Here is a 23615-nt window from a genome sequence, read left to right as displayed (position 1 = left end):
GCTTGCTTTGGCTGGGCAAGGGGCGCATTTTTTGTTCATAAAATAGCCCGCAGTAACAAAACTTTCAGATTCATGCGGGCTATTTCTTGCTGCGGGATTATTGGTTAAACGCGCGCGCACCGGGTTGCACGTGTTTATACCAGTCCATCAGTTCTGTGGTCCCGGTTTCGCCTTCTGCGGGGGCCCAGGCGGCGAAATCCTCAGCAGCAACGGGCTGATAGCCACCGTGTTTAACTTCAAAGATCACCCCGCCATTATCCAGCGATAGCACTGCGTGCCAGGTGCCGGCTTCCATCTCAAGCGCCATGCACTCTTCGCCTAACACCACGCGACGCGTAACGTTTCCGTTGTCGTCAAAATTCAACACCACAAAACGCCCACTGAGTGGGATGAGCAGCTCAAATGTATGCGGGTGACGATGAGGACGCACATAAGTGCCAGGCTCCATCGCAATGGCCAGACGCTGTACGGGGTCGCTCAGCTCCGGATGAAAATTGCGGTGGGCACGTAAGCGGGGGGAGTTTGCAGCTGCTTCACTTTGTTGCTTCAGATCGCTGACGGTAATTTGTTTCATGTAAGTCGCCTGAGGTGAGTTCAGTAACGGTTTCTGGAAAGTGCTGAAGAGTGTAAGTGAATGTGCGGATCTGCGGAAAGTACTTTGATGGGTATTAGGTTTTTAGAGGGAAGTTAAAGTGTCCCCTGCAGGAATCGAACCTGCAACTAGCCCTTAGGAGGGGCTCGTTATATCCATTTAACTAAGGGGACGAAGCGGCACGAGTATAGCCTTATTTACACTTTGCGTTAAGCTCATCGCCGCCTGACTGCTCAAAGAGTCGCCATTCAGTCCATTTTTTTTGCCGATTTTTCATTATCTTCCCGAGCCTTAAGTTCGGCTTTACGCTTGTTGGACATGTCATTGCGGATTTGTGCGTGGCTCAGCAGGGCAAAAATAAACGTCCCGCCGCTGATATTGCCTGCCAGCGTCGGAAGCGCAAAAGGCCATAAAAAATCGCTCCAGTGCAGCGTGCCGCTAAAGACTAGATACAGAATTTCGACGCTGCCCACCACAATGTGTGTGGTGTCTGCGAGCGCGATAAGCCAGGTCATCAGGATAATCACCACAAGTTTCGCACTGCCCGCAGAGGGGAACATCCAGACCATCGTGGCGATAATCCAGCCGGAGATAATCGCATTCGCAAACATCTCAGCAGGGGTGTTTTTCATTACATCCATACCGATTTTCACAAATGCGTCTCGGGTGGCTTCATCAAATATCGGCATGTACTCAAAGGCCCAGGCCGCAACACCCGTGCCGATAAGATTTCCGAGTAACACCACGCTCCATAAGCGTAACAGCAGGACGGCATTCCCGAAGGTAGGGCTATGCATCACGGGGAGCACGGCTGTGACAGTGTTCTCCGTAAACAGTTGCTGGCGGGCCATAATGACGATAACAAAGCCGAACGTGTACCCGAGGTTTTCCAGTAAAAATCCGCCGGGGACATCCGCCAGATGAACATGAAAAATCCCCTTCGCCAGCAGCGATGCGCCCATCGATAAACCTGCGGCAATGGCCGACCACAACAGGGCCATGGCATCCCGTTCCAGTTCTTTTTCCCCGTCCTGGCGAATATGCTCGTGGATGGCCATCGCCCGGGAAGGCAGACGGTCTTCATCAACTTCTATCTTTTCTCCGCGGCTTTTTTCCTCACTCTCGACTTCATGGTCGCCATTCTGCTCACCGATTTTTTCTTCGCCAATTTCTTTCATAATCGCTCCGGATAAGGGACTTTCTGTTAAGGGTAGCGATTTTTCTTGGTTTACCTGTGGGGATGCTCTTAAATTCCTGACAATGGCAACAAAGGTGATACATCTCTTTCAAAGCCAATATAAAATTGGCAACGAAACGAAATCAAAAAGCCAGGCTATGCTGAGATCAGAGTGACGGTGATTACTGCCCGTAATTGTGTGCGTGGACATCGGTAAGCGTGCTGTTACAATCACTTGCACGTTTACAGGCGGGGCGTCAGACGCTCCGTTACGGATGGCAATCAACGATAGCCATACTGAACAGGGAGATATTTATGAAACTTCGGCTGTCGGCGCTTGCGCTGGGCACTACGTTGCTCGTGGGCTGTGCAAGCTCGGGCGAGCAAACTGGGCGCTCTGATCCTTTAGAAGGGTTTAACCGCACCATGTACAACTTTAACTACAACGTGCTGGATCCCTATGTGGTTCGTCCGGTTGCGGTTGCGTGGCGCGATTATGTTCCACAGCCTGCACGTAACGGGTTGAGCAACTTCACCAGTAACCTGGAAGAGCCTGCGGTGATGGTGAACTTCTTCCTGCAAGGCGATCCGTATCAGGGTATGGTGCACTTCACCCGCTTCTTCCTGAACACCCTGTTGGGTATGGGCGGCTTTATTGATGTTGCAGGTATGGCGAACCAGAAACTGCAACGTGAACAGCCACACCGCTTTGGTAGTACTCTGGGCAGCTATGGCGTGGGTTACGGTCCGTATATGCAGTTGCCATTCTACGGCAGTTTTACTATCCGTGATGATGGCGGCGATATGGTCGATACGTTGTATCCGGTGCTGTCGTGGCTGACGTGGCCACTATCAATTGGGAAATGGACGGTTGAAGGTATTGAAACCCGCGCTCAGTTGCTGGATTCCGACGGTCTGCTGCGCCAGTCTTCCGATCCGTACATCATGGTGCGTGAAGCGTACTTCCAGAATCACGACTTTATTGCCAATGGCGGCAAGCTGAAGCCGGAAGAGAATCCAAACGCGAAGGCAATCGAAAACGAATTAAAAGATATCGATTCGCAGTAAATAAAAAAGGTGAGCAATGCTCACCTTTTTTGAACTCTGCGCGATTAGAACTTGTAGTTGAAGTTCGTACCGAACAGCCAGGCTTTACCTTCTGAGTGGAAGGTGTAAGCCGCCGCGCCTTCACCTTCGGTGAAGTTCACGTTCTGACCGTGCATATAAGATGCGCCAACGTCGATTGACGCGTCATCGTTAAATGCGTAAGTCGCACCGGCGCTCAGCCACAGACGGTCCTGGTCCGGGATGGAGATAGAACGCTTGTCGGCCGGAACCGGGCTATCATCAAACGCGATACCGGTACGGAAAGTCCAGTTCTTATCGTAGTAGTAGGTTGTACCCAGCGCGATACGATAAGCATCTTTGAAGCTTTCATCTTTATAGAACAGCGTCTGGCCGTTATCACCGGTGGCTTTCAGCTCCTGGAACTGGCTCCAGCTGGTGTAGGTCAGGCTATAGTGGATAGCCCACTGTGGTGCTACACGGTTATAACCGGAGATTTCCCACATTTCTGGCAGATGCAGTGACAGAGAACCGTTCTCGGTTCGCCCGCCGGTACCCGCCGGAAGGCCCGTCAGACCCATATTACCCAGAATGGTGCTCAGGTTCGGGTTGATGGAGCTTTTATAGTCGCCGTCGAAGTCAATTTTCACTTCTGAACGGTAGGTCAGGCCCCAGCGGTTGTTTTTATCCAGTTCATACAGGATACCCGCGTTCCAGCCGAAGCCCCATTCGTCACCTTTCAGGTGGGCGATTTGGTCATCAGGGGAGCTGATCCCGTCCAGATAAGAAGGCGGAACTCTGCCATTGAGTTGCCCTGCCAGAAGTGGGCCCAGAGAGCCGGCGTAACGCTCGATCTTCGCTTTTGCGTAAACAGCATCTACGCCTAAGCCGAAGCTCCAGTTGCTATCCAGACGATAGGCACCGCTCAGGTTCAGGTTAACGGTTTGCAGGTCGGTTTTACCGCCATAAATACCGGCACCGTAGTTTTCGCCAAACTCCGTTGCCAGACCATAGTTGGAGGTCACGGATGCACCCCAACCGAACTGATCGTTGATTGGCATAACAAAGTGCATGTTAGGAACCCATGCACTTGGCGCAATGTTGTCCTGGTTGGCACTTTGTCCGGTTAAGCTGGATTTGCCGGTGACGTTAACATCAGGGTCGATATAAACCGCACCGATAGAGAAGGCCGGACGATCAAACATCGTGATAAGCGCAGGGTTACGACTCACGTTACCTGCATCATCCGCTATTGCACCTTCCCCGGAATACGCGCGGCCAAGGCCAGAGGAAGAAAATTCGTTAAGCTGGAAGCCCGCTGACCAGGCGGACGTTGAGACGATTGCCACTGCAACTGCTAACGCAGTCTTTTTGAACAGGGTTTTCTGGCTCATGACCATAACCTCATTGAGTTATTTTTATTCAAAATTTGTTACATACCGTAACAGGAGCGCGAAGTGTAGGGTCTGTGTTAAGACATACAAATCAGACCAGTGGCGTGAGTATAGGTCTGACCAGATGTAATGTTGCAAGTTTGTTTATTAAATTTTTCCAATATGTTTCTTGAAACGGGATCTGCTTGGCAAAAATGTGACCATCCCGGCTCACCCAAAAGGGTGATTTTTGTCTTAGATCATTTTTAAGCGTGATATTGGTCACTTATCCCATTTTGCGCCATTAACGGCTGGAGCACCTGGTCATCGGGGCGTAAAATATCGGCAACGTGTTTATCTCGCGCCCGGCGCGAATACAGAGGAAAGCTACTATGAGTAAATGCAGTGCTGATGAAACCCCGGTTTGCTGCTGTATGGATGTTGGTACCATCATGGACAACACCGATTGCACCGCTTCCTACAGCCGTGTGTTCACTAACCGTACCGACGCTGAAGAAACCCTGGCTGCGCTGACTAAGCGTGCGCGCGATGTTGAGTCCGAACCGTGCGACATCAAATCAACCTTCACAGAAGTAGAAGGCGGCGTGCAGCTGGATATCGACTTTGTGTTCGCCTGTGAAGCAGAAACGCTGATCTTCCAGCTGGGCCTGCGTTAATTCCTGCGGTCTGGTGCCCTCACCCCAACCCTCTCCCACGGGAGAGGGTGCAAACACTAAAAACGGTAACCTTCGGGTTACCGTTTTGCTTTTACCTCCAGGGGCATTTTCTTTTTCTTCTCTGTGTTTTAGCTCGCACTTTTTCGTTTCCCCGATTGGCTGAATGTAAAAAAATGGTTAAGACTGTTATCAGGTCAGACCACTTTGCGTTGAGCATGAATTTTTACAGGGGAGTGTTATGAGTCAGGCATTACCGCTTATCACCCGACATGGTGACCGCATCGCCATTGTCAGCGGGTTGCGTACGCCGTTTGCGCGTCAGGCAACGGCGTTTCACGGCATCCCGGCGGTCGATCTGGGAAAAATGGTGGTGGGGGAGATGCTGGCTCGCAGCGAAATACCGCCTGAGGTTATTGAACAGCTGGTTTTCGGCCAGGTCGTGCAAATGCCGGAAGCCCCCAACATTGCGCGTGAAATTGTCCTGGGTACCGGTATGAACGTGCATACCGATGCTTATAGCGTCAGCCGCGCGTGTGCCACCAGTTTCCAGGCGGTAGCAAACGTGGCAGAAAGCCTGATGGCCGGTACAATCCGCGCGGGCATTGCCGGCGGTGCCGACTCCTCTTCCGTACTGCCCATCGGAGTCAGTAAAAAGCTGGCCCGCATTCTGGTGGACGTCAATAAAGCCCGTACTACCGGGCAGCGACTCAAACTCTTCTCACGCCTGCGTTTACGCGATCTGATGCCTGTACCGCCTGCCGTGGCGGAGTATTCGACCGGTTTGCGCATGGGCGATACCGCCGAGCAGATGGCGAAAACCTATGGCATCACACGTGAACAGCAGGATGCGCTGGCACACCGTTCACACCAGTTGGCCGCAAAAGCCTGGTCTGAAGGTAAACTGGCCGACGAAGTGATGACCGCTTATATCCCGCCTTACCGCGAACCGCTTGCGGAAGATAACAATATTCGTGGCACCTCGACGCTGGCAGATTACGCGAAACTCCGCCCGGCATTTGATCGCAAACATGGCACCGTCACCGCCGCCAACAGTACGCCACTGACGGACGGCGCCGCCGCCGTGATCCTGATGACCGAATCCCGTGCCAGAGAGCTGGGCATAAAACCGCTGGGTTATCTGCGCAGCTATGCGTTCACGGCCATTGATGTCTGGCAGGACATGCTGTTAGGCCCAGCCTGGTCTACGCCGCTGGCACTGGAGCGCGCGGGGCTAACGCTCGCGGATTTGACGCTCATTGATATGCATGAAGCCTTTGCCGCACAAACCCTGGCTAACGTGCAGCTTCTGGCAAGCGACAGATTTGCTCGCGAGGTTCTGGGGCGCGCAAACGCCACCGGCGAAGTGGACGAAAGCAAATTTAACGTGCTGGGTGGTTCTATTGCTTATGGCCATCCTTTCGCCGCCACGGGCGCGCGAATGATCACCCAGACATTACACGAACTGCGTCGTCGCGGTGGTGGATTCGGGTTAGTGACTGCCTGTGCAGCGGGTGGGTTGGGTGCGGCAATGGTTCTGGAGGCTGAATAATGGACATGACATCGGCATTTACGCTCAATATTCGCCCCGATAACGTCGCTGTTATCACAATTGATGTCCCCGGCGAAAAGATGAATACCCTGAAGGCCGAGTTCGGTGTTCAGGTGCGGGTGATGTTAAAGCAGATCCGCGAAAATAAAGAGCTTCGTGGGCTGGTCTTTATTTCGGCCAAGCCGGATAACTTTATTGCCGGGGCGGATATCAACATGATCGCCCGCGCGAATAATGCCCTGGAAGCGGAAGAGCTGGCGCGGCAGGGACAGCAGGTGATGGCCGAGATCCACGCGTTGTCTGTTCCGGTGATTGCGGCTATTCACGGGGCGTGTCTCGGTGGTGGGCTGGAACTTGCCCTGGCCTGTCACAGCCGGATATGTACCGACGATGCGAAAACCGTTTTAGGTTTACCCGAAGTGCAGCTTGGGCTGTTACCGGGGTCGGGGGGCACGCAGCGTTTACCACGGCTGGTCGGCGTGAGTACGGCGCTGGAGATGATTTTAACCGGCAAGCAACTTCGTGCGCGTCAGGCGCTGAAAACGGGTCTGGTGGATGAGGTTGTACCGAATTCGATATTACTGGAAGCCGCTGTTGAACGGGCGCTGAAAGGGCGTCAGGCCAAACGTCATCTGCCGGTACGTGAGCGTATCCTGGCGGGCCCGCTTGGGCGCGCGCTACTTTTCAGTATGGTCGGTAAGAAAACAGCGCAAAAAACGAAGGGTAACTATCCGGCAACCACACGCATTCTGGAAGTGATTGAAACCGGTCTGGCGCACGGCAGCAGCAGTGGGTATGCCGCTGAAGCAAAAGCCTTTGGTGAACTGGCGATGACGCCGCAGTCTCAGGCATTGCGCAGCATCTTCTTTGCCAGCACCGATGTGAAAAAAGATCCGGGCAGTGACGCTGAACCTGCATCTTTGCGCGCTGTGGGAGTGTTGGGTGGTGGGCTGATGGGCGGTGGTATCGCCTTTGTGACCGCCAGCAAAGGCAAATTGCCCGTGCGTATCAAAGACATCAACCCGAAAGGGATTAATCATGCGCTGCAATACAGCTGGCAGCAGCTTGATCAAAAGGTCAAACGCCGCCATATAAAGGCTAGTGAGCGAGACAAAGTGCTGGCGCTGATTTCGGGGACGACGGATTACAGCGGGTTTGCCCACCGTGACCTTGTTATTGAAGCGGTATTTGAAGATTTAGCGCTCAAGCAAAAGATGGTGGCAGATGTAGAGCAGTATTGCGCACCCCATACCATTTTTGCCTCTAACACCTCGTCGCTACCGATTGGTGATATTGCGGAGCACGCTGCTCGCCCTGAACAGGTGATTGGCCTGCATTTCTTTAGTCCGGTCGAAAAAATGCCGCTGGTAGAAGTCATTCCACACGCCACGACCAGCCCGCAGACCATCGCTACCGTCGTGAAGCTTGCCAAAATGCAGGGCAAGACGCCGGTTGTGGTGGCCGATAAAGCCGGTTTCTACGTTAACCGTATTCTTGCGCCTTATATAAATGAGGCGATGCGGCTACTGACGGAAGGGGAGAAGATCGAACATGTTGACGAGTCGCTGGTCAAGTTTGGTTTCCCGGTTGGCCCAATCCAACTTTTGGATGAGGTAGGAATAGATACCGGCACTAAAATTATACCAGTGCTGGAAGCCGCATATGGAGATCGTTTTAGCCCGCCTGCAAACATTGTTTCCGTAATATTGAAGGACGATCGCAAAGGCAGAAAAAATGAACGCGGTTTCTATCTTTACGCGCAGAAAGGGCGTAAAAGCAAGAAACAGGTCGACCCTTCGGTTTATGGGCTTATTTCGGCAACCGGGCAGGGAAAACTGTCGGCGGTTCAGTGTGCTGAACGCTGTGTGATGATGATGCTTAATGAAGCAGCGCGCTGCTTTGGTGAGCAGGTAATCAAAAGCGCACGTGATGGTGACATAGGTGCTGTTTTTGGTATCGGTTTCCCGCCGTTCCTTGGCGGCCCGTTCCGTTATATGGATACACTGGGAGCGGGTGAAGTGGTTGCCACTCTGCAACGCCTTGCCACGCAATATGGTCCGCGGTTTACACCCTGTGACGAATTATTGCAAATGGCAGAACGCGGCCAAACTTTTTGGTCTGCAAGGGAAACTGGCCTCGTAAGTTGAGGTCAAAGAAGGGTAAATCCTGAGTTGAATGAACCTGATTTGGCGAATTTGTAAACAGAGATTGACTATACTTACGCCAATGAGGTAAAAAACAGCGTTTCATTCACCGAATGGATCAGGCACAATGCCCGGCCACCAGGTTTTCTACCTCTATAGCGTCATCCCGGGTAGTCAGCGCTGGTGATTCTGGTTAACAAAAGCGGTGCAATATGCAAGTTTTTATCATGCGTCACGGCGACGCGGCACTCGATGCCGCCAGTGACTCAGTACGTCCTTTGACTCTCTGTGGCTGCGACGAATCTCGTCAAATGGCTACCTGGCTTGAAGGTCAAAAAGTGGACATCGAACGTGTTCTGGTGAGTCCGTTCCTGCGTGCAGAACAGACACTGGGAGTGGTGGGTGAGTGTATGCTCCTGCCGTCCAACGTTGATGTTCTCCCAGAACTTACGCCGTGCGGCGATGTTGGCCTTGTGAGCGCGTATCTTCAGGCGCTGTGCAATGAGGGCGTCTCTTCTGCGCTGATCATTTCCCACCTGCCTCTGGTTGGCTATCTGGTATCTGAACTGTGCCCGGGCGAAACGCCACCGATGTTTACGACTTCTGCCATTGCTAACGTAACACTCGACGAAACGGGCAAAGGGGTCTTTAACTGGCAAATGAGTCCGTGCAATCTGAAGATGGCGAAAGCTATCTGACCTGACATGCTTTCTGGCGGGGCTACCCGCCAGTCTGTCACGGCAGTTCCGGCGGTTGCCACTCTTCCACTTCAATCAACACCAGTAAAGCGGCATCACCGCCGTATTCTTTTGGTGCCTGATGAAATGCCATTACGTGCGGATGTTGAGCAAGCCATAAAGGCGTTTGCTGCTTAAGAATGTGTTTACCGTGGCCGTGCATCACGCAGGCGCAAAATACATGTTCCCGACGGCATGCGGCAATTAATGCTCCCAGCTCTTGTTTCGCCTGCATCTGGGTTAACCCGTGCAGATCGAGAAACAATTCCGGTGAATAATCTCCCCGACGTAATTTTTTTAGCTCAAAGTGGCTGACGTCTTCACGCACATACTTCACTGCGCCCTGCGTATTAAGCAGCGGCTGAAACTCGTCCGAAAAATAGTGGCTGTTATCAGCCTGTTCCTGCAATAAACGTTTAACCGGAACTTCGGTCACTTTCTTGCGCATCGGGCGTTGGACAATGGTGTCCTGCTTGATTTGACGCGTTCCGGTCATGAGTTGACGGAAGAGCGACTGATCCTCCTGGCTGAGCGTTGTTTTCTTTTTCATTAGCCTGTCTCATCTCTTATTTCCAATAGTGTACCTGACTAAACGCATTTTTTAACCTCAAGCAGTAAGCGTCATTGCTGATTTATCGCCGTCTTCATGGCAAACTAGCCGCCGAAAATTATGCGAGCGTGCCCTGGAGGAAAGAGTGGATAAAATATTTGTCGATGAAGCAGTAAACGAGCTGCATACCATACAGGACATGTTGCGTTGGTCGGTTAGCCGCTTCAGCGCCGCGAATATCTGGTACGGTCACGGTACCGATAACCCGTGGGATGAGGCTGTTCAGCTGGTGCTGCCGTCCCTCTATCTGCCGCTGGATATCCCTGAAGACATGCGCAGCGCGCGTCTCACCTCTAGCGAAAAGCATCGCATCGTTGAGCGCGTGATCCGTCGCGTTAACGAACGTATTCCTGTTGCCTATCTGACCAACAAAGCCTGGTTCTGCGGCCACGAATTCTATGTTGATGAACGTGTTCTGGTGCCGCGCTCGCCGATCGGTGAGCTGATCAACAACCACTTCGATGGCCTGATTAATCACCAGCCGCAGCATATTCTGGACATGTGTACCGGCAGCGGCTGTATCGCTATTGCCTGCGCTTATGCCTTCCCGGAAGCGGAAGTAGATGCCGTGGATATCTCCACCGATGCGCTGGCCGTGACCGAGCACAACATTGAAGAACATGGGCTTATCCATCACGTGACGCCGATCCGTTCCGATCTGTTCCGTGATTTGCCTGCGCTCCAGTACGATCTGATCGTGACTAACCCGCCGTATGTAGATGCAGAAGACATGTCCGATCTGCCAAATGAGTATCGCCACGAGCCGGAATTGGGTCTGGCATCAGGCTCTGACGGCCTGAAGCTGACGCGTCGCATTCTGGCCTGCGCGCCGGATTATCTGACTGACGATGGTGTTCTGATTTGTGAAGTCGGCAACAGCATGGTACATCTGATAGAGCAGTACCCGGATGTGCCGTTCACCTGGCTCGAGTTCGACAACGGCGGTGATGGCGTCTTTATGTTGACCAAAGCGCAGCTTCTCGACGCGCGCGAACACTTCAGCATCTATAAAGATTAATCCAGCGGGCTTCGGCCCGTTTCACAACGCTCAAACACAAATAACGACAGCGGAGCCGTGATGGCAGGAAACAGTATTGGACAATTATTCCGCGTGACCACCTTTGGTGAGTCGCACGGGCTGGCACTGGGTTGTATCGTTGATGGCGTACCGCCGGGCATCGAACTGACCGAAGCCGATTTACAGCACGACCTTGACCGTCGTCGCCCGGGTACCTCTCGCTACACCACGCAGCGTCGCGAGCCGGACCAGGTCAAAATTCTTTCTGGCGTGTTCGAAGGCCGTACCACCGGCACCAGCATTGGCTTGCTGATTGAAAATACCGATCAGCGTTCCCAGGACTACGGCGCTATCAAAGACGTATTCCGTCCGGGCCACGCCGACTACACCTACGAGCAAAAATACGGTTTTCGCGATTATCGCGGCGGCGGTCGTTCTTCCGCGCGTGAAACCGCGATGCGCGTAGCCGCAGGCGCTATTGCGAAAAAATACCTGGCACAAAAATTTGGCGTCGTTATCCGCGGTTGCCTGACCCAAATGGGCGATATTCCGCTGGCGATCAAAGACTGGGAGCAGGTTGAACAAAACCCGTTCTTCTGCGCCGATGCTGATAAGCTGGAAGCACTGGACGAACTGATGCGCGGCCTGAAAAAAGAGGGCGACTCCATCGGTGCCAAAGTGACCGTCGTGGCTGATGGCGTTCCTGCAGGCTGGGGCGAGCCGGTCTTTGACCGTCTTGACGCTGATATCGCCCACGCGATGATGAGCATTAATGCGGTGAAAGGTGTTGAGATTGGCGACGGTTTTGGCGTGGTGGCCCTGCGTGGCAGCCAGAACCGCGACGAAATCACGAAAGACGGTTTCCAGAGCAATCACGCGGGCGGTATTCTCGGCGGGATCAGCAGCGGGCAACAGATTGTCGCTAACATCGCGCTGAAACCGACCTCCAGTATTACCGTGCCGGGGCATACGATTAACCGCTCTGGTGAAGAAGTCGAGATGATCACGAAAGGCCGTCACGATCCGTGCGTGGGGATCCGCGCAGTGCCGATCGCCGAAGCGATGCTGGCGATCGTGCTGATGGATCACTTCCTGCGCCAGCGCGCGCAGAATGCGGATGTGACGACCACCATTCCACGCTGGTAAACATGAAAAAAACCGCAATTGCTCTGCTGGCGTTACTCGCCAGTGGAGCCAGTCTGGCCGCTACGCCGTGGCAAAAAATCACTCACCCGGTGGCGGGAAGTGCGCAGTCTATCGGGGCGTTTTCGAACGGCTGTATCGTTGGTGCACAAGAGTTGCCTCTGCAATCAGACACCTATCAGGTGATGCGTACTGACCAGCGCCGCTATTTTGGCCACCCGGACCTGGTGCTGTTTATTCAGCGTCTGGGCAACCAGGTGCACAATCTGGGGCTGGGAACCATGCTCATCGGCGATATGGGAATGCCTGCCGGTGGCCGCTTCAACGGTGGACACGCCAGCCACCAGACCGGACTGGATGTCGATATCTTCCTGCAACTGCCGAAAGCGCGCTGGAGCTCCGCACAACTGCTGAAACCGCAGGCACTGGATCTGGTCGCGAGCAGCGGTAAAAACGTTGTGCCCTCGCTTTGGTCACAGGATGTCTCCAGCATGATTAAGCTGGCGGCGAAAGATAACGACGTCACGCGGATTTTTGTAAACCCGGCCATTAAGCAGCAGCTCTGCCTGGATGCTGGCACCGATCGCGACTGGCTGCGTAAAGTGCGCCCGTGGTTCCAGCACCGTGCGCATATGCACGTCCGTCTGCGTTGCCCGGCAAACAGTCTTGAATGTGAAGATCAGCCGTTACCACCGCCAGGCGATGGCTGTGGCGCGGAACTGCAAAGCTGGTTTGAACCTGCAAAACCTGGAACCTCTAAGCCTGAGAAGAAGACACCGCCTCCGTTGCCGCCTTCCTGTCAGGCGCTACTGGATGAGCATGTACTCTGATGGATAATTTCGTCGATCTGTTTATGGTGTCGCCCACGCTGCTGGTGGTGCTGTTTTTTGTCGCTATGTTAGCCGGGTTTATTGATGCACTGGCGGGTGGGGGCGGTTTACTGACGGTTCCGGCCCTGCTGGCCGCAGGCATGAACCCTGCTCAGGCACTGGCAACCAATAAGCTCCAGGCCTGTGGCGGCTCTCTGTCCGCATCGCTCTATTTTATCCGCCGTAAGGTGGTTAATCTTGCCGATCAGAAACTGAATATCCTGATGACCTTTATCGGCTCTACGTCAGGCGCACTGCTGGTTCAGCACGTGCAGTCTGACATTTTGCGCCAGATCCTGCCCATTCTGGTTATCTGTATCGGCCTGTACTTTTTACTGATGCCGCGACTCGGTGAAGAAGACAGACAGCGTCGCCTGCATGGCCTGCCGTTTGCGCTGATCGCGGGTGGCTGTGTCGGTTTTTACGATGGCTTCTTCGGGCCAGGCGCGGGTTCATTTTATGCATTAGCGTTCGTCACGCTGGCCGGATTTAACCTCGCCAAATCGACTGCCCATGCCAAAGTGCTCAATGCAACCTCCAACGTAGGTGGCTTGCTGTTGTTCATCATTGGCGGAAAGGTTATCTGGGCGACCGGGTTTGTGATGATGGCAGGGCAATTTTTGGGCGCGCGCGCAGGCTCGCGTCTGGTGTTAAGCAAAGGGCAGAAGCTGATCCGTCCGATGATTGTTGTGGTGTCGGCGGTGATGAGTGCCAAGCTTCTTTATGATAGCCATGGACAGGAGATCCTCCACTGGTTGGGGATGAACTAATGGACAGTAAGCATAATTACGAACAGCTGATTGAGATTTTTGACGGCTGTTTTGCCGCTGAATTTAATACCCGTCTGATTAAAGGCGACGACGAACCGATCTATCTTCCTGCTGATGCAGAGATCCCGTACAACCGTATTGTGTTCGCGCACGGCTTTTATGCTAGCGGGATGCATGAGATCTCGCACTGGTGTATCGCGGGGAAAGCGCGTCGTGAGCTGGTGGACTTCGGCTACTGGTACTGCCCGGACGGACGCGACGCCGCGACGCAGGGGCAGTTTGAAGATGTAGAAGTGAAGCCGCAGGCACTGGAATGGCTGTTGTGCGTAGCGGCAGGATTCCCGTTTAACGTCAGCTGTGACAACCTCGAAGGCGACTTCGAGCCTGACCGTATTGTCTTCCAGCGCCGCGTTCATGCGCAGGTGATGGAATACCTTGAAAAAGGGATCCCGGCACGCCCGGCGACTCTGATCAGGGCTTTACAGAATTATTACCACACGCCGGAGATGACGGCGGAATGCTTCCCGTGGCCGGAAGATCTTTAATTGAGGAAATAAGATGATCGCAGAATTTGAATCACGCATTCTGGCGTTAATTGATGACATGGTGGAACACGCCAGTGATGATGAGCTGTTCGCCAGCGGTTATCTGCGTGGTCACCTGACACTGGCGGTTGCTGAGCTGGAAGCTGGGGACGATCACTCTGCTGAAGCTGTGCACCAGGAAGTGACCCGTAGCCTGGAGAAAGCGATTCAGGCCGGTGAACTCTCCCCGCGCGACCAGACCTTAGTGCTGGGTATGTGGGACACGTTGTTCCAGCAGGCTAAACGCTAAGTCATCCGAATATCCCCTCTCCCTGTGGGAGAGGGTTAGGGTGAGGGCATCAGACCGCACCCCTACTTGACACTCTTCCCCTTCAGCAGTTTTCGTACCCACAAGCGATTCGGATTGAGCCCCGCCAGCGTCACCCTGTCCAGCGGAATCGGCTCATCGCTCATCTGTGCGGCCAGCACTTCTGCCAGCAATGGCGCAGAACACAGCCCGCGGGATCCCAGGCCACCCAGCATAAACAGATCAGGATAAACCGGCGCATTGGCTGCCGATGTCTTGTTTTCAGCAAGATCCTGATAGGTTTCAAGCGTTGCTTCAAAGTCCGGCACATTGCCCACCATTGGCAGATGATCGCGGGTGGCGCAGCGTACGCCGCAGCGCGCTTCTCCGGCGCTGATGTCTACCTCTTTCGCCCAGCCAGCCTGCGGGAAGCAGTCAATCAGGCGTTGGCGATTCTGTTGCTGGTCTTCTTCGCTGTAGTGCATCTCCGTCGCACCACGATGGTAGCTGGCACCGATGCAGTGATGCCCGTTAGACGGGTTTTGAGGCGTAAGATAACCGTCATAGCACAGCACCTGGCGTAGTTTGCTCAGTTCAGGCGTTGCGGGAATATGGCTGACCTGACCACCGACCGGATAGAGCGGCAGGTCTTCTGTCTGGGTAAACTGGTTGATGTGGTGGCCGTTTGCCAGCACTATGCTGGTATGTCGTGCGGGCGCACCCTGGGTAAAGTGCAGGGACCATTGCTCGTCATCCCGACTCAATGACGCAACCTCACGGGAATAGTGCACTGTTAACCCGCGCGACTGCGCAAGGCCGATTGCTGCGCTTGTCAGTTCGGCCGGGCATAGCCAGCCGCCGTGCGGATACTGGATGCCATCGCAGCCGGTTTCGAGGCCGGTGGTGTCCAGGACCTGCTGCGCCGTTACCGGACGGGCTATCTCGGGGGGGAATCCCAGCGAGAGCATTTGCGTGATTTTTTGCTGACTCTTTTCATCCCACCCGAGCTGCGTCACACCGCACCAGTCATGATCGAATGACACCGGCAGGGTATCGTACAGGCGGCGGGCAAAGGTAAATGCCGCCGGGAAGAACTGACTCAGCGCCGGATCGTGTGCGCTCAACAGCGGGTAGAGCGCGCCCTGACGGTTACCCGATGCGCCTGTCGCTGGGGCGTCGTCAGCGCAATAAAGCGTCACTTTCCAGCCCCGCTGCACAAGCGCGAGAGAGAGCAGGGCGCTGGCAATGCCCCCGCCAATAATTGCCGTCTCGCGGGATGCGCTGGCGCTGCGGGCGAACCAGGGGGCCTGAGCGGGTTGGTCGAGAGTCTGCTCCATCACGCCTGTCAGCATTTCGCGTTTGCGGCCAAATCCTTTGGTTTTCTGCATGGTAAAGCCCGCTTCCTGTAACCCACGGCGGACAAAACCCGCAGAGGTGAAGGTAGCAAGCGTTGCACCAGGGCGTGCCAGCCGTGCCATTGCCATAAACAGATGTTGGCTCCACATGTCCGGGTTTTTGGCGGGGGCGAACCCGTCCAGGAACCAGGCGTCCACTTTCTGATTTTGCGTATCGTCGAGTTTGTCGGTCAGGTCGTTAATATCGCCAAGCCATAAATCCAGCGTCACGCGTCCGCCATCAAGCCACAGGCGATGGCAGCCGCCAACGGCCGGTGGCCACTGGGCCTGAAGCTGCTCTGCCCAGGGGGCCAGTTCCGGCCAGTGCTGGTGCGCCAGCGTCAGATCGTGCGCGGTCAGCGGAAATTTTTCGAAACTGATGAAATGTAATCTTTGTAGCGTAGCCTCAGGATGCGTCGCGTGAAACCGGTCAAACGCCTGCCAGAGGGTGAGGAAATTAAGCCCGGTACCAAAACCACTTTCCGCCACCACAAACTGACTGCGCGGATGCGAAGGGAAGCGATCGGGGAGCTGGTTTCCGCCGAGGAAAACATACCGGGTTTCCTCTAGTCCATTATCATTAGAAAAATAGACGTCATCAAAATCTCGGGAAACAGGTGTACCCTCAGCATTGAATTCGAGGTTGGCGGGTTGTATAGCGTTTTGTTTCACGTAAGTTACTCGTCTGGCAGGCAGTGGCACGATCTTAACGATGTGAGCCCATCGGTGCAAATTTCCGCAGAAATTGGCTGATCGGACTTGTTCGGCGTACAAGTGTACGCTATTGTGCGACTCGAAACTTAATATAGTGCGACTTACAGAGGTATTGAATGAAACGTGCAGTGATTACTGGCCTGGGCATCGTTTCCAGCATCGGTAATAACCAGCAGGAAGTCCTGGCATCTCTGCGTGAAGGACGCTCCGGGATCACTTTCTCTGAAGAGTTTAAAGATTCGGGAATGCGTAGCCACGTATGGGGTAACGTCAAACTGGACACCACCGGTTTGATCGACCGTAAAGTGGTTCGTTTCATGAACGATGCCTCTATTTACGCCTATCTTTCTATGAAGGAAGCCATTGCTGACGCCGGTCTGAGCGAAGAAGTTTACCAGAACAACCCACGTGTTGGTCTGATTGCAGGCTCAGGTGGTTCTTCTAAAGCTCAGGTCTTTGGTGCTGACGCGATGCGTAGCCCACGCGGCCTGAAAGCTGTGGGTCCTTACGTTGTGACCAAAGCGATGGGTTCAGCGGTTTCCGCGTGCCTGGCAACGCCGTTCAAAATCCACGGCGTGAACTACTCCATCAGCTCCGCTTGTGCGACTTCCGCACACTGTATCGGTAATGCGGTTGAGCAGATCCAACTGGGCAAACAGGACATCGTATTTGCTGGCGGCGGCGAAGAACTGGGCTGGGAAATGGCCTGTGAGTTCGATGCGATGGGCGCACTGTCCACCAAATACAACGAAACGCCAGACAAAGCTTCCCGTACCTATGACGCGCACCGTGACGGTTTCGTTATCGCTGGCGGTGGCGGTATGGTTGTGGTTGAAGAGCTGGAACACGCTCTGGCACGTGGTGCTCACATCTATGCTGAAATCGTGGGCTACGGCGCAACGTCTGACGGTGCTGACATGGTTGCACCATCTGGCGAAGGCGCAGCGCGCTGCATGAAGATGGCAATGCACGGCGTTGATACCCCAATCGACTACCTGAACTCCCACGGGACTTCTACTCCGGTAGGCGATGTGAAAGAACTGGGTGCGATCCGTGAAGTGTTCGGCGACAACAGCCCGGCAATTTCTGCAACCAAAGCGATGACCGGTCACTCTCTGGGTGCGGCTGGCGTGCAGGAAGCCATCTACTCTCTGCTGATGCTGGAAAACGGCTTTATCGCCCCAAGCATCAACGTAGAAGAGCTGGACGAGCAGGCTGCTGGCCTGAACATCGTAACCAAACCAACTGAAGCGACACTGACTACCGTAATGTCCAACAGCTTTGGTTTCGGCGGCACGAACGCCACTCTGGTTATGCGTAAGCTGAAAGCATAAGTTTTATATTTGATTCGAAAGGGGAGCCATAAGGCTCCCTTTTTTTATGCGTTGACAACCGGCTGATCTTGCAGGCAAACTTCACAGCTCAACATTATCCTCACGATAATGCGTAAGCGTTTAACGTCAACCAACGCACCTTAATCCTGATAATCAGGTAGAGGGGGCGTGGCATTTCCCCGCCTTACTCTTCATTCTGGAGTAAAGCATGACCGCAGTAACTCAGACAGAAACAACCTCGTCAGCGAATGTCTCGCTGTTTCGTATCGCTTTTGCGGTATTCCTGACCTATATGACCGTTGGCCTGCCGCTACCGGTGATCCCGCTGTTTGTTCATCAGGAGCTGGGCTATGGCAACACCATGGTCGGCATTGCCGTGGGTATCCAGTTTTTAGCCACGGTATTAACGCGCGGTTATGCCGGGCGTCTGGCCGATCAGTACGGAGCTAAACGCTCTGCGCTACAGGGCATGTTCGCCTGCGGGCTGGCCGGTGGCGCCTGGCTACTGGCCGCACTTTTGCCGGTGGAGCCCATGTACAAATTTGCGTTGCTGATAGTGGGGCGCTTAATTCTCGGTTTTGGCGAAAGCCAGTTACTGACCGGCACCCTGACCTGGGGAATGGGGCTGGTTGGCCCCGCACGTTCAGGTAAAGTGATGTCCTGGAACGGAATGGCCATCTATGGTGCACTGGCCGCAGGGGCGCCATTAGGGCTGCTGATCAACAGTCAGTTTGGTTTTGCGGCGCTGGCGGGTACGACTATGGTGCTGCCACTGCTGGCGTGGGCGTTTAACGGTTCGGTGCGTAAAGTTCCGGCGCATAAAGGTGAACGTCCGTCCCTGTGGAGTGTGGTCGGGAAAATCTGGCAACCCGGGCTGGGATTAGCCCTGCAGGGCGTAGGCTTTGCAGTGATTGGCACGTTCGTCTCGCTTTACTTTATGAGCCGTGGCTGGGCGATGGCCGGTTTTACCCTGACGGCCTTTGGTGGCGCGTTCGTACTGATGCGCGTGCTGTTCGGCTGGATGCCGGATCGCTTCGGTGGGGTGAAAGTGGCGGTGGTATCGCTGGTGATTGAGGCCATTGGTCTGGTCATGCTCTGGCAGGCGCCTGTGGCGTCCGTTGCTTTGCTCGGTGCGGCATTGACCGGCTGCGGTTGCTCGCTTATTTTCCCGGCGCTTGGCGTTGAGGTGGTTAAACGTGTCCAGCCGCAGGTCAGAGGGACTGCCCTTGGCGGGTATGCCGCGTTTCAGGATATCTCCTACGGGGTGACCGGACCACTGGCGGGAGTGCTGGCAACATCGTTTGGTTATCCGTCCGTCTTCCTGGCAGGTGCGGTGTCCGCAGTTGTTGGGATTGTGGTGACGCTGGTGGCGTTTCGCAGGTCCTGATCCGTTGTTGCCGGGTGGCGGGTTGAGTCGTTGTAGGCCCGGTAAGCGAAGCGCCACCGGGCAAAACATCACGCGACCAGCCAGAAAATCGCCAGTGCTACCAACAGCGCAATAAACATCAACCCAGGGCGGGCTGACAAGGTTCTGAACGTCTCCACGACCGGTGCAAACAGCGGGCTGTAGATCGGCTGGATGTTGCGCGCTTCCGGTATACCGCCTTCGCGTTCTGCGCGGCGGACAAAGATCTGATTCAATAAATCCTGCACCTGCGGCGTGGTCAATACGGTTTGCGGCGTTGCCTGCCAGGTCTGCTGGGCGTAATCCCGAATCACTTCAAACTCATGCGGCTCAAGCGGTTGTTTTAGGGCCGCCTGTAGCGTATGCAACGTGGGGGCGCTCTGGGTGCTGAGCGTCTGACGCGCCTGGAGCCAGGTAACCAGATGGGTAAACTGTTTTGCAGGGATCATCTCCCCGGCTTTCACACCTGATAGTTCCAGCATGGATTGCCAGATAAGCTTCGTCGGTTCGCCTGTCGCGGCCGCCAGTTTGGTCACCATCTGCTTAAGCGTATTGTGCTCTGCGGGCAGCAGTGGGCGCTCGGTCGCCGGGCGCTGCTGCGGCTGAGGGATAGCAAGCTGATTGGTTTGCAAAAGCGTCAGCACGGTCTTTAACTGTTCTGGTGTGAGCTGGCTGAGCGCAGTCTGGCCGTACTGCTGGCGAATGAAATCGCTCGCCGCCTGGCGGTTATTGCCCTGGCCTAACAGCTCAGTCAACTGCGCAATAATCTGGCGAGTATTGTGGTTAAGTTGCGCCGAATTCAGGCGCTGATTCAGGTTTTGCTCCGCAGCAGGGAAGTGGCGCGACTGGAGCGGCGCATCGTTTCGTATCCCTAAATCATGCTTCACCCCGGCCCATACCTCTGCATTTTGCTGCGAAGTGAGTGAAATAAGGCGTGTTATCAGGCGCTCCAGCACCGTACGCTGTTGCGTGGATAGCGGCTGTTCACCTGCGATATTGGGGGTTACGGGGCCTTCGCCGGGAGGGCGCGGCGGCGTACCTGAAATGGGCTGCATCGTCAAAAATCCTTAAAGTCAAAACTCTGCGTAAACCAGGGTTTCGTGTATGCCTGGCGGCAAGATTATGGCACACTTGGCAGGTTTTCTTCCTCTCAAACAGGTACTCAGACGTGAAAATCCTCGTTGATGAAAATATGCCTTACGCCCGTGAGCTGTTCAGCCGCCTGGGTGAGGTTAAGGCTGTCCCGGGTCGCCCAATTCCAGTCAACGAGCTGGATGATGCTGACGCGCTGATGGTGCGTTCGGTGACCAAAGTAAATGAGGCGTTACTTTCTGGCAAAGCGGTGAAATTTGTCGGGACGGCAACGGCAGGGACCGATCATGTGGATGACAAATGGCTCAGCCAGGCGGGGATTGGTTTCTCTGCCGCACCGGGTTGCAATGCCATTGCCGTAGTGGAATATGTTTTCTCCTCACTCCTTATGCTGGCAGAGCGTGATGGTTTTGCTCTGAAAGACCGTACGGTGGGGATCGTGGGAGTGGGCAACGTTGGCGGGCGTCTGCAAAAACGCCTTGAAGCGCTGGGCATTCGCACGCTGCTTTGCGACCCGCCGCGTAAGGATAAGGGCGATGAGGGTGACTTCCGTGCGCTCGACGAGCTGGTCGCGCAGTGCGATGTGATCACCTTCCATACGCCACTGTTCAAAGATGGCCCGTATAAATCGTTGCATCTGGCCGATGAAACCCTGATCCGCCGTTTGAAGCCTGGCACTATTCTGATAAATGCCTGCCGTGGCCCGGTTGTCGATAATGCGGCGCTGCTGAAATGTCTGGAAGAAGGGCAGGCGCTGAGCGTCGTACTGGACGTGTGGGAGCCTGAGCCGGAACTGAATGTTGAGCTGCTCAACAGAGTCGATGTGGCCACTGCGCATATTGCAGGCTATACCCTTGAAGGCAAAGCGCGTGGTACCACGCAGGTCTTTGAAGCCTATAGCGCCTTTATTGGCAAACCGCAGCAGGTCGCACTGGATATGTTGCTGCCTGCACCGGAATTTGGCCGCATCACGCTGCATGGCCCGCTTGATGAGGCTACGCTGAAAAGACTGGTGCATTTGGTGTATGATGTGCGCCGCGATGACGCGCTGCTGCGAAAGGTTGCAGGTATTCCGGGTGAGTTTGACAAGCTGCGCAAGAATTATCTTGAGCGCCGTGAATGGTCTTCCCTGTATGTGATGTGCGATGACGCAGCGGCGACGACGCTGCTGCATAACCTGGGTTTTAACGCCACACATAACCCGGCGCGTTAATGTCTTCTTAATGCTCCCTGTCGGATACTCCGACAGGGACGCTTTTTTATTTCTGGAGTAAACCACCATGTCTGAAGGCTGGAACATTGCCATTTTAGGTGCCACTGGCGCCGTGGGCGAAGCCCTGCTTGAAACTCTTGCTGAACGTCAGTTCCCGGTGGGCGATATTTACGCCCTGGCGCGTACTGACAGCGCAGGCGAACATCTGCGTTTTGCTGGTAAATCCGTCATGGTTCAGGATGCGGCCGAATTCGACTGGACGCAGGCGCAGCTGGCGTTTTTCGCGGCTGGCGTTGAAGCCACAGCGTCGTACATTGAAGACGCAACCAACTCAGGCTGTCTGGTGATTGACCTGAGCGGCCTGTTCGCAATGGAGCCGGACGTTCCGCTGGTGGTGCCGGATGTGAACCCGTTTGTTCTGGCTGACTACCGTAACCGCAACATTATCGCGGTGCCGAACAGCCTGACCAGTCAGCTGCTTACCGCGCTGAAACCGCTGATCGACGACGGTGGCCTGTCTCGCATTACCGTGACCAGCCTGTTGTCAGCCTCCGCCCACGGCAAAAAAGCCGTCGATGCGCTGGCGGGGCAGAGTGCGAAGCTGCTGAATGGCATCCCGATTGACGAAGACGATTTCTTTGGTCGTCAGCTGGCATTCAACATGCTGCCGCTGCTGCCCGACCGTGAAGGCTCTGTGCGCGAAGAGCGCCGTATCGTCGATGAAACCCGCAAAATTTTGCAGGATGATGGCCTGATGATCTCTGCAAACGTGGTGCAGTCACCTGTGTTCTATGGCCATGCGCAGATGGTGAGTTTCGAAGCGCTGCGTCCGCTGGCGGCAGAAGAGGCACGCGATGCGTTTGGACGTGGTGACGATATCGTGCTGTCTGAAGAGAGCGAATTCCCGACCCAGGTTGGTGATGCCACCGGTAGCACACATCTTTCCGTTGGCTGTGTGCGTAACGACTACGGGATGCCGGAGCAGGTCCAGTTCTGGTCCGTTGCCGATAACGTGCGCTTTGGCGGCGCGCTGATGGCGGTAAAAATTGCTGAAAAACTGGTGCAGGAGTACCTGTACTAATGTCGGAAGTGGAACAAAAGCCAGTTCATAAAATTGCCCTCGGTATCGAATATGATGGCAGTAAATACTATGGCTGGCAGCGTCAGAATGAAGTGCGCAGCGTCCAGGAAAAGCTGGAGAAAGCGCTCTCTCAGGTGGCGAATGAGCCGATCAACGTCCTGTGCGCTGGCCGCACGGACGCCGGTGTTCACGGCACCGGGCAGGTGGTTCATTTCGAAACTACCGCGGTGCGTAAAGACGCGGCATGGACGCTGGGCGTAAATGCGAATTTACCTGGAGACATTGCGGTTCGTTGGGTGAAAGCTGTGCCGGACGATTTCCATGCGCGTTTCAGCGCCACTGCGCGGCGTTACCGCTACGTCATCTATAATCAGCGCCTGCGTCCTGCGGTGTTAAGCCAGGGCGTGACCCATTTTTATGAACCGCTGGATGCAGAACGTATGCACCGTGCGGCGCAGTCTCTGATTGGTGAAAATGATTTTACGTCGTTTCGTGCGGTGCAGTGTCAGTCCCGTACGCCGTGGCGTAACGTCATGCACATTAACGTCAGTCGTTATGGCGCATATGTGGTGGTAGATATCAAAGCCAATGCCTTTGTACATCATATGGTCAGGAATATTGTTGGCAGCCTGATGGAAGTGGGCGCCGGACACCAGCCGGAGAGCTGGATTGCAGAACTGCTGGCAGTGAAGGACAGAACGCTTGCGGCAGCAACGGCGAGAGCAGAAGGGCTGTATCTGGTATCAGTCGATTATCCGGAACGGTTTGACCTTCCTAAACCGCCAATGGGCCCGCTATTTTTAGCGGACTAAACAAGGTGCAATTAA

At 54.7% G+C, this 23615-nt stretch carries 22 protein-coding genes and 1 tRNA gene; 16 read left to right on the top strand and 7 right to left on the bottom strand.

Going from position 1 to position 23615, the window contains the following annotated elements:
• Positions 1 to 97: 97 nt before the first annotated feature.
• The 3 genes from F3J30_RS05620 to F3J30_RS05610 all read right to left on the bottom strand — a co-directional run bounded on the left by F3J30_RS05620 (position 98) and on the right by F3J30_RS05610 (position 1770).
• Positions 98 to 574 (bottom strand): WbuC family cupin fold metalloprotein, encoded by a 477-nt coding sequence (locus F3J30_RS05620; RefSeq protein WP_166716468.1) that lies wholly within the window; start codon positions 572 to 574, stop codon positions 98 to 100.
• Positions 575 to 693: 119 nt separating this feature from the next.
• Positions 694 to 765: transfer RNA gene (locus tag F3J30_RS05615), tRNA-Arg, on the bottom strand.
• 75 nt (positions 766 to 840) lie between these two features.
• Positions 841 to 1770 carry a formate/nitrite transporter family protein gene (locus F3J30_RS05610; RefSeq protein WP_166716465.1) on the bottom strand — a complete coding sequence of 310 codons (930 nt, stop codon included), beginning with the start codon at positions 1768 to 1770 and terminating at the stop codon, positions 841 to 843.
• Between the two features lie 314 nt (positions 1771 to 2084).
• Here F3J30_RS05610 and mlaA point away from each other — a divergent pair, with 314 nt between their 5' ends.
• Complete coding sequence (gene mlaA, locus F3J30_RS05605) at positions 2085 to 2837, top strand: phospholipid-binding lipoprotein MlaA (RefSeq protein ID WP_014071160.1); 753 nt, start codon at positions 2085 to 2087, stop codon at positions 2835 to 2837.
• A gap of 44 nt (positions 2838 to 2881) precedes the next feature.
• Here mlaA and fadL read toward each other — a convergent pair whose 3' ends face one another.
• Positions 2882 to 4228 carry a long-chain fatty acid transporter FadL gene (fadL, locus tag F3J30_RS05600; protein ID WP_014071159.1) on the bottom strand — a complete coding sequence of 449 codons (1347 nt, stop codon included), beginning with the start codon at positions 4226 to 4228 and terminating at the stop codon, positions 2882 to 2884.
• Between the two features lie 371 nt (positions 4229 to 4599).
• Between fadL and F3J30_RS05595 the strand changes: the two genes are divergently transcribed.
• The 4 genes from F3J30_RS05595 to sixA all read left to right on the top strand — a co-directional run bounded on the left by F3J30_RS05595 (position 4600) and on the right by sixA (position 9275).
• On the top strand, positions 4600 to 4884 hold the full coding sequence (locus F3J30_RS05595) for a YfcZ/YiiS family protein (protein ID WP_014071158.1): 285 nt from the start codon (positions 4600 to 4602) through the stop codon (positions 4882 to 4884).
• A 238-nt stretch (positions 4885 to 5122) separates the two neighbouring features.
• Positions 5123 to 6433, top strand: a complete 1311-nt coding sequence (gene fadI / locus F3J30_RS05590) for an acetyl-CoA C-acyltransferase FadI (protein WP_166716463.1) — start codon at positions 5123 to 5125, stop codon at positions 6431 to 6433.
• Entirely contained in the window at positions 6433 to 8580 is a 2148-nt protein-coding gene (fadJ, locus tag F3J30_RS05585; RefSeq protein ID WP_166716461.1) for a fatty acid oxidation complex subunit alpha FadJ, read from the top strand. Before fadI ends, fadJ begins: the two co-directional genes overlap by 1 nt.
• A gap of 209 nt (positions 8581 to 8789) precedes the next feature.
• The gene (gene sixA / locus F3J30_RS05580; RefSeq protein ID WP_166716459.1) at positions 8790 to 9275 is read left to right on the top strand and encodes a phosphohistidine phosphatase SixA; all 486 of its coding nucleotides are present in this window, start codon (positions 8790 to 8792) and stop codon (positions 9273 to 9275) included.
• 37 nt (positions 9276 to 9312) lie between these two features.
• Here the strand turns inward: sixA and smrB are convergent, their stop codons facing one another.
• The gene (smrB, locus tag F3J30_RS05575; RefSeq protein ID WP_014071154.1) at positions 9313 to 9864 is read right to left on the bottom strand and encodes an endonuclease SmrB; all 552 of its coding nucleotides are present in this window, start codon (positions 9862 to 9864) and stop codon (positions 9313 to 9315) included.
• A 145-nt stretch (positions 9865 to 10009) separates the two neighbouring features.
• On the opposite strand from smrB, the gene prmB reads away from it, so the two are divergent.
• The 6 genes from prmB to F3J30_RS05545 are packed head-to-tail and all read left to right on the top strand — an operon-like array spanning position 10010 to position 14558.
• Positions 10010 to 10942 carry a 50S ribosomal protein L3 N(5)-glutamine methyltransferase gene (prmB, locus tag F3J30_RS05570; RefSeq protein ID WP_041162095.1) on the top strand — a complete coding sequence of 311 codons (933 nt, stop codon included), beginning with the start codon at positions 10010 to 10012 and terminating at the stop codon, positions 10940 to 10942.
• Positions 10943 to 11002: 60 nt separating this feature from the next.
• The gene (gene aroC / locus F3J30_RS05565; RefSeq protein WP_014071153.1) at positions 11003 to 12088 is read left to right on the top strand and encodes a chorismate synthase; all 1086 of its coding nucleotides are present in this window, start codon (positions 11003 to 11005) and stop codon (positions 12086 to 12088) included.
• A gap of 2 nt (positions 12089 to 12090) precedes the next feature.
• Positions 12091 to 12915: a penicillin-insensitive murein endopeptidase gene (gene mepA / locus F3J30_RS05560; protein WP_014071152.1), complete on the top strand. Its 825-nt coding sequence runs from the start codon at positions 12091 to 12093 to the stop codon at positions 12913 to 12915.
• Positions 12915 to 13724, top strand: a complete 810-nt coding sequence (locus F3J30_RS05555) for a sulfite exporter TauE/SafE family protein (protein WP_014071151.1) — start codon at positions 12915 to 12917, stop codon at positions 13722 to 13724. The genes mepA and F3J30_RS05555 overlap by 1 nt, the downstream gene beginning before the upstream one ends.
• The gene (locus tag F3J30_RS05550; protein ID WP_166716457.1) at positions 13724 to 14269 is read left to right on the top strand and encodes an elongation factor P hydroxylase; all 546 of its coding nucleotides are present in this window, start codon (positions 13724 to 13726) and stop codon (positions 14267 to 14269) included. The genes F3J30_RS05555 and F3J30_RS05550 overlap by 1 nt, the downstream gene beginning before the upstream one ends.
• A gap of 13 nt (positions 14270 to 14282) precedes the next feature.
• A complete protein-coding gene (locus F3J30_RS05545; protein WP_014071149.1) occupies positions 14283 to 14558 on the top strand; it encodes a YfcL family protein in 276 nt (91 codons plus the stop codon).
• A 62-nt stretch (positions 14559 to 14620) separates the two neighbouring features.
• Here the strand turns inward: F3J30_RS05545 and mnmC are convergent, their stop codons facing one another.
• On the bottom strand, positions 14621 to 16621 hold the full coding sequence (gene mnmC, locus F3J30_RS05540; protein WP_166716455.1) for a bifunctional tRNA (5-methylaminomethyl-2-thiouridine)(34)-methyltransferase MnmD/FAD-dependent 5-carboxymethylaminomethyl-2-thiouridine(34) oxidoreductase MnmC: 2001 nt from the start codon (positions 16619 to 16621) through the stop codon (positions 14621 to 14623).
• A gap of 158 nt (positions 16622 to 16779) precedes the next feature.
• On the opposite strand from mnmC, the gene fabB reads away from it, so the two are divergent.
• Both fabB and F3J30_RS05530 read left to right on the top strand, forming a co-directional pair.
• A complete protein-coding gene (gene fabB / locus F3J30_RS05535) occupies positions 16780 to 17997 on the top strand; it encodes a beta-ketoacyl-ACP synthase I (protein WP_166716453.1) in 1218 nt (405 codons plus the stop codon).
• Positions 17998 to 18205: 208 nt separating this feature from the next.
• Positions 18206 to 19384 (top strand): MFS transporter, encoded by a 1179-nt coding sequence (locus tag F3J30_RS05530; protein WP_166716450.1) that lies wholly within the window; start codon positions 18206 to 18208, stop codon positions 19382 to 19384.
• Between the two features lie 68 nt (positions 19385 to 19452).
• Here F3J30_RS05530 and flk read toward each other — a convergent pair whose 3' ends face one another.
• The gene (flk, locus tag F3J30_RS05525; protein ID WP_166716448.1) at positions 19453 to 20457 is read right to left on the bottom strand and encodes a flagella biosynthesis regulator Flk; all 1005 of its coding nucleotides are present in this window, start codon (positions 20455 to 20457) and stop codon (positions 19453 to 19455) included.
• Positions 20458 to 20570: 113 nt separating this feature from the next.
• Here flk and pdxB point away from each other — a divergent pair, with 113 nt between their 5' ends.
• The 3 genes from pdxB to truA all read left to right on the top strand — a co-directional run bounded on the left by pdxB (position 20571) and on the right by truA (position 23600).
• Positions 20571 to 21707, top strand: coding sequence for a 4-phosphoerythronate dehydrogenase PdxB (gene pdxB / locus F3J30_RS05520; RefSeq protein ID WP_166716445.1), 1137 nt, complete (start codon positions 20571 to 20573; stop codon positions 21705 to 21707).
• 67 nt (positions 21708 to 21774) lie between these two features.
• Positions 21775 to 22788 carry an aspartate-semialdehyde dehydrogenase gene (locus tag F3J30_RS05515; RefSeq protein ID WP_166716443.1) on the top strand — a complete coding sequence of 338 codons (1014 nt, stop codon included), beginning with the start codon at positions 21775 to 21777 and terminating at the stop codon, positions 22786 to 22788.
• Entirely contained in the window at positions 22788 to 23600 is an 813-nt protein-coding gene (gene truA / locus F3J30_RS05510) for a tRNA pseudouridine(38-40) synthase TruA (RefSeq protein ID WP_166716440.1), read from the top strand. The genes F3J30_RS05515 and truA overlap by 1 nt, the downstream gene beginning before the upstream one ends.
• Positions 23601 to 23615: the final 15 nt, after the last annotated feature.

Origin of the sequence: Enterobacter sp. Tr-810 (assembly GCF_011752765.1) — a bacterium.
GTDB lineage: Bacteria > Pseudomonadota > Gammaproteobacteria > Enterobacterales > Enterobacteriaceae > Enterobacter > Enterobacter soli.
The sequence above is the reverse complement of the archived record's forward strand: the minus strand, read 5'-3'. Positions and strand labels throughout refer to the sequence as shown.

Excerpts from the sequence above, each read along its gene's own strand:
- F3J30_RS05530 (WP_166716450.1), top strand. The coding sequence starts at position 18,206 with ATGACCGCAGTAACTCAGACAGAAACAACCTCGTCAGCGAATGTCTCG.
- F3J30_RS05610 (WP_166716465.1), bottom strand. The coding sequence starts at position 1,770 with ATGAAAGAAATTGGCGAAGAAAAAATCGGTGAGCAGAATGGCGACCAT.
- truA (WP_166716440.1), top strand. The coding sequence starts at position 22,788 with ATGTCGGAAGTGGAACAAAAGCCAGTTCATAAAATTGCCCTCGGTATC.
- F3J30_RS05620 (WP_166716468.1), bottom strand. The coding sequence starts at position 574 with ATGAAACAAATTACCGTCAGCGATCTGAAGCAACAAAGTGAAGCAGCT.
- fadI (WP_166716463.1), top strand. The coding sequence starts at position 5,123 with ATGAGTCAGGCATTACCGCTTATCACCCGACATGGTGACCGCATCGCC.
- F3J30_RS05555 (WP_014071151.1), top strand. The coding sequence starts at position 12,915 with ATGGATAATTTCGTCGATCTGTTTATGGTGTCGCCCACGCTGCTGGTG.
- sixA (WP_166716459.1), top strand. The coding sequence starts at position 8,790 with ATGCAAGTTTTTATCATGCGTCACGGCGACGCGGCACTCGATGCCGCC.
- fadJ (WP_166716461.1), top strand. The coding sequence starts at position 6,433 with ATGGACATGACATCGGCATTTACGCTCAATATTCGCCCCGATAACGTC.
- smrB (WP_014071154.1), bottom strand. The coding sequence starts at position 9,864 with ATGAAAAAGAAAACAACGCTCAGCCAGGAGGATCAGTCGCTCTTCCGT.
- F3J30_RS05515 (WP_166716443.1), top strand. The coding sequence starts at position 21,775 with ATGTCTGAAGGCTGGAACATTGCCATTTTAGGTGCCACTGGCGCCGTG.
- fadL (WP_014071159.1), bottom strand. The coding sequence starts at position 4,228 with ATGAGCCAGAAAACCCTGTTCAAAAAGACTGCGTTAGCAGTTGCAGTG.
- fabB (WP_166716453.1), top strand. The coding sequence starts at position 16,780 with ATGAAACGTGCAGTGATTACTGGCCTGGGCATCGTTTCCAGCATCGGT.
- aroC (WP_014071153.1), top strand. The coding sequence starts at position 11,003 with ATGGCAGGAAACAGTATTGGACAATTATTCCGCGTGACCACCTTTGGT.
- mlaA (WP_014071160.1), top strand. The coding sequence starts at position 2,085 with ATGAAACTTCGGCTGTCGGCGCTTGCGCTGGGCACTACGTTGCTCGTG.
- F3J30_RS05595 (WP_014071158.1), top strand. The coding sequence starts at position 4,600 with ATGAGTAAATGCAGTGCTGATGAAACCCCGGTTTGCTGCTGTATGGAT.
- flk (WP_166716448.1), bottom strand. The coding sequence starts at position 20,457 with ATGCAGCCCATTTCAGGTACGCCGCCGCGCCCTCCCGGCGAAGGCCCC.
- F3J30_RS05545 (WP_014071149.1), top strand. The coding sequence starts at position 14,283 with ATGATCGCAGAATTTGAATCACGCATTCTGGCGTTAATTGATGACATG.
- mepA (WP_014071152.1), top strand. The coding sequence starts at position 12,091 with ATGAAAAAAACCGCAATTGCTCTGCTGGCGTTACTCGCCAGTGGAGCC.
- F3J30_RS05550 (WP_166716457.1), top strand. The coding sequence starts at position 13,724 with ATGGACAGTAAGCATAATTACGAACAGCTGATTGAGATTTTTGACGGC.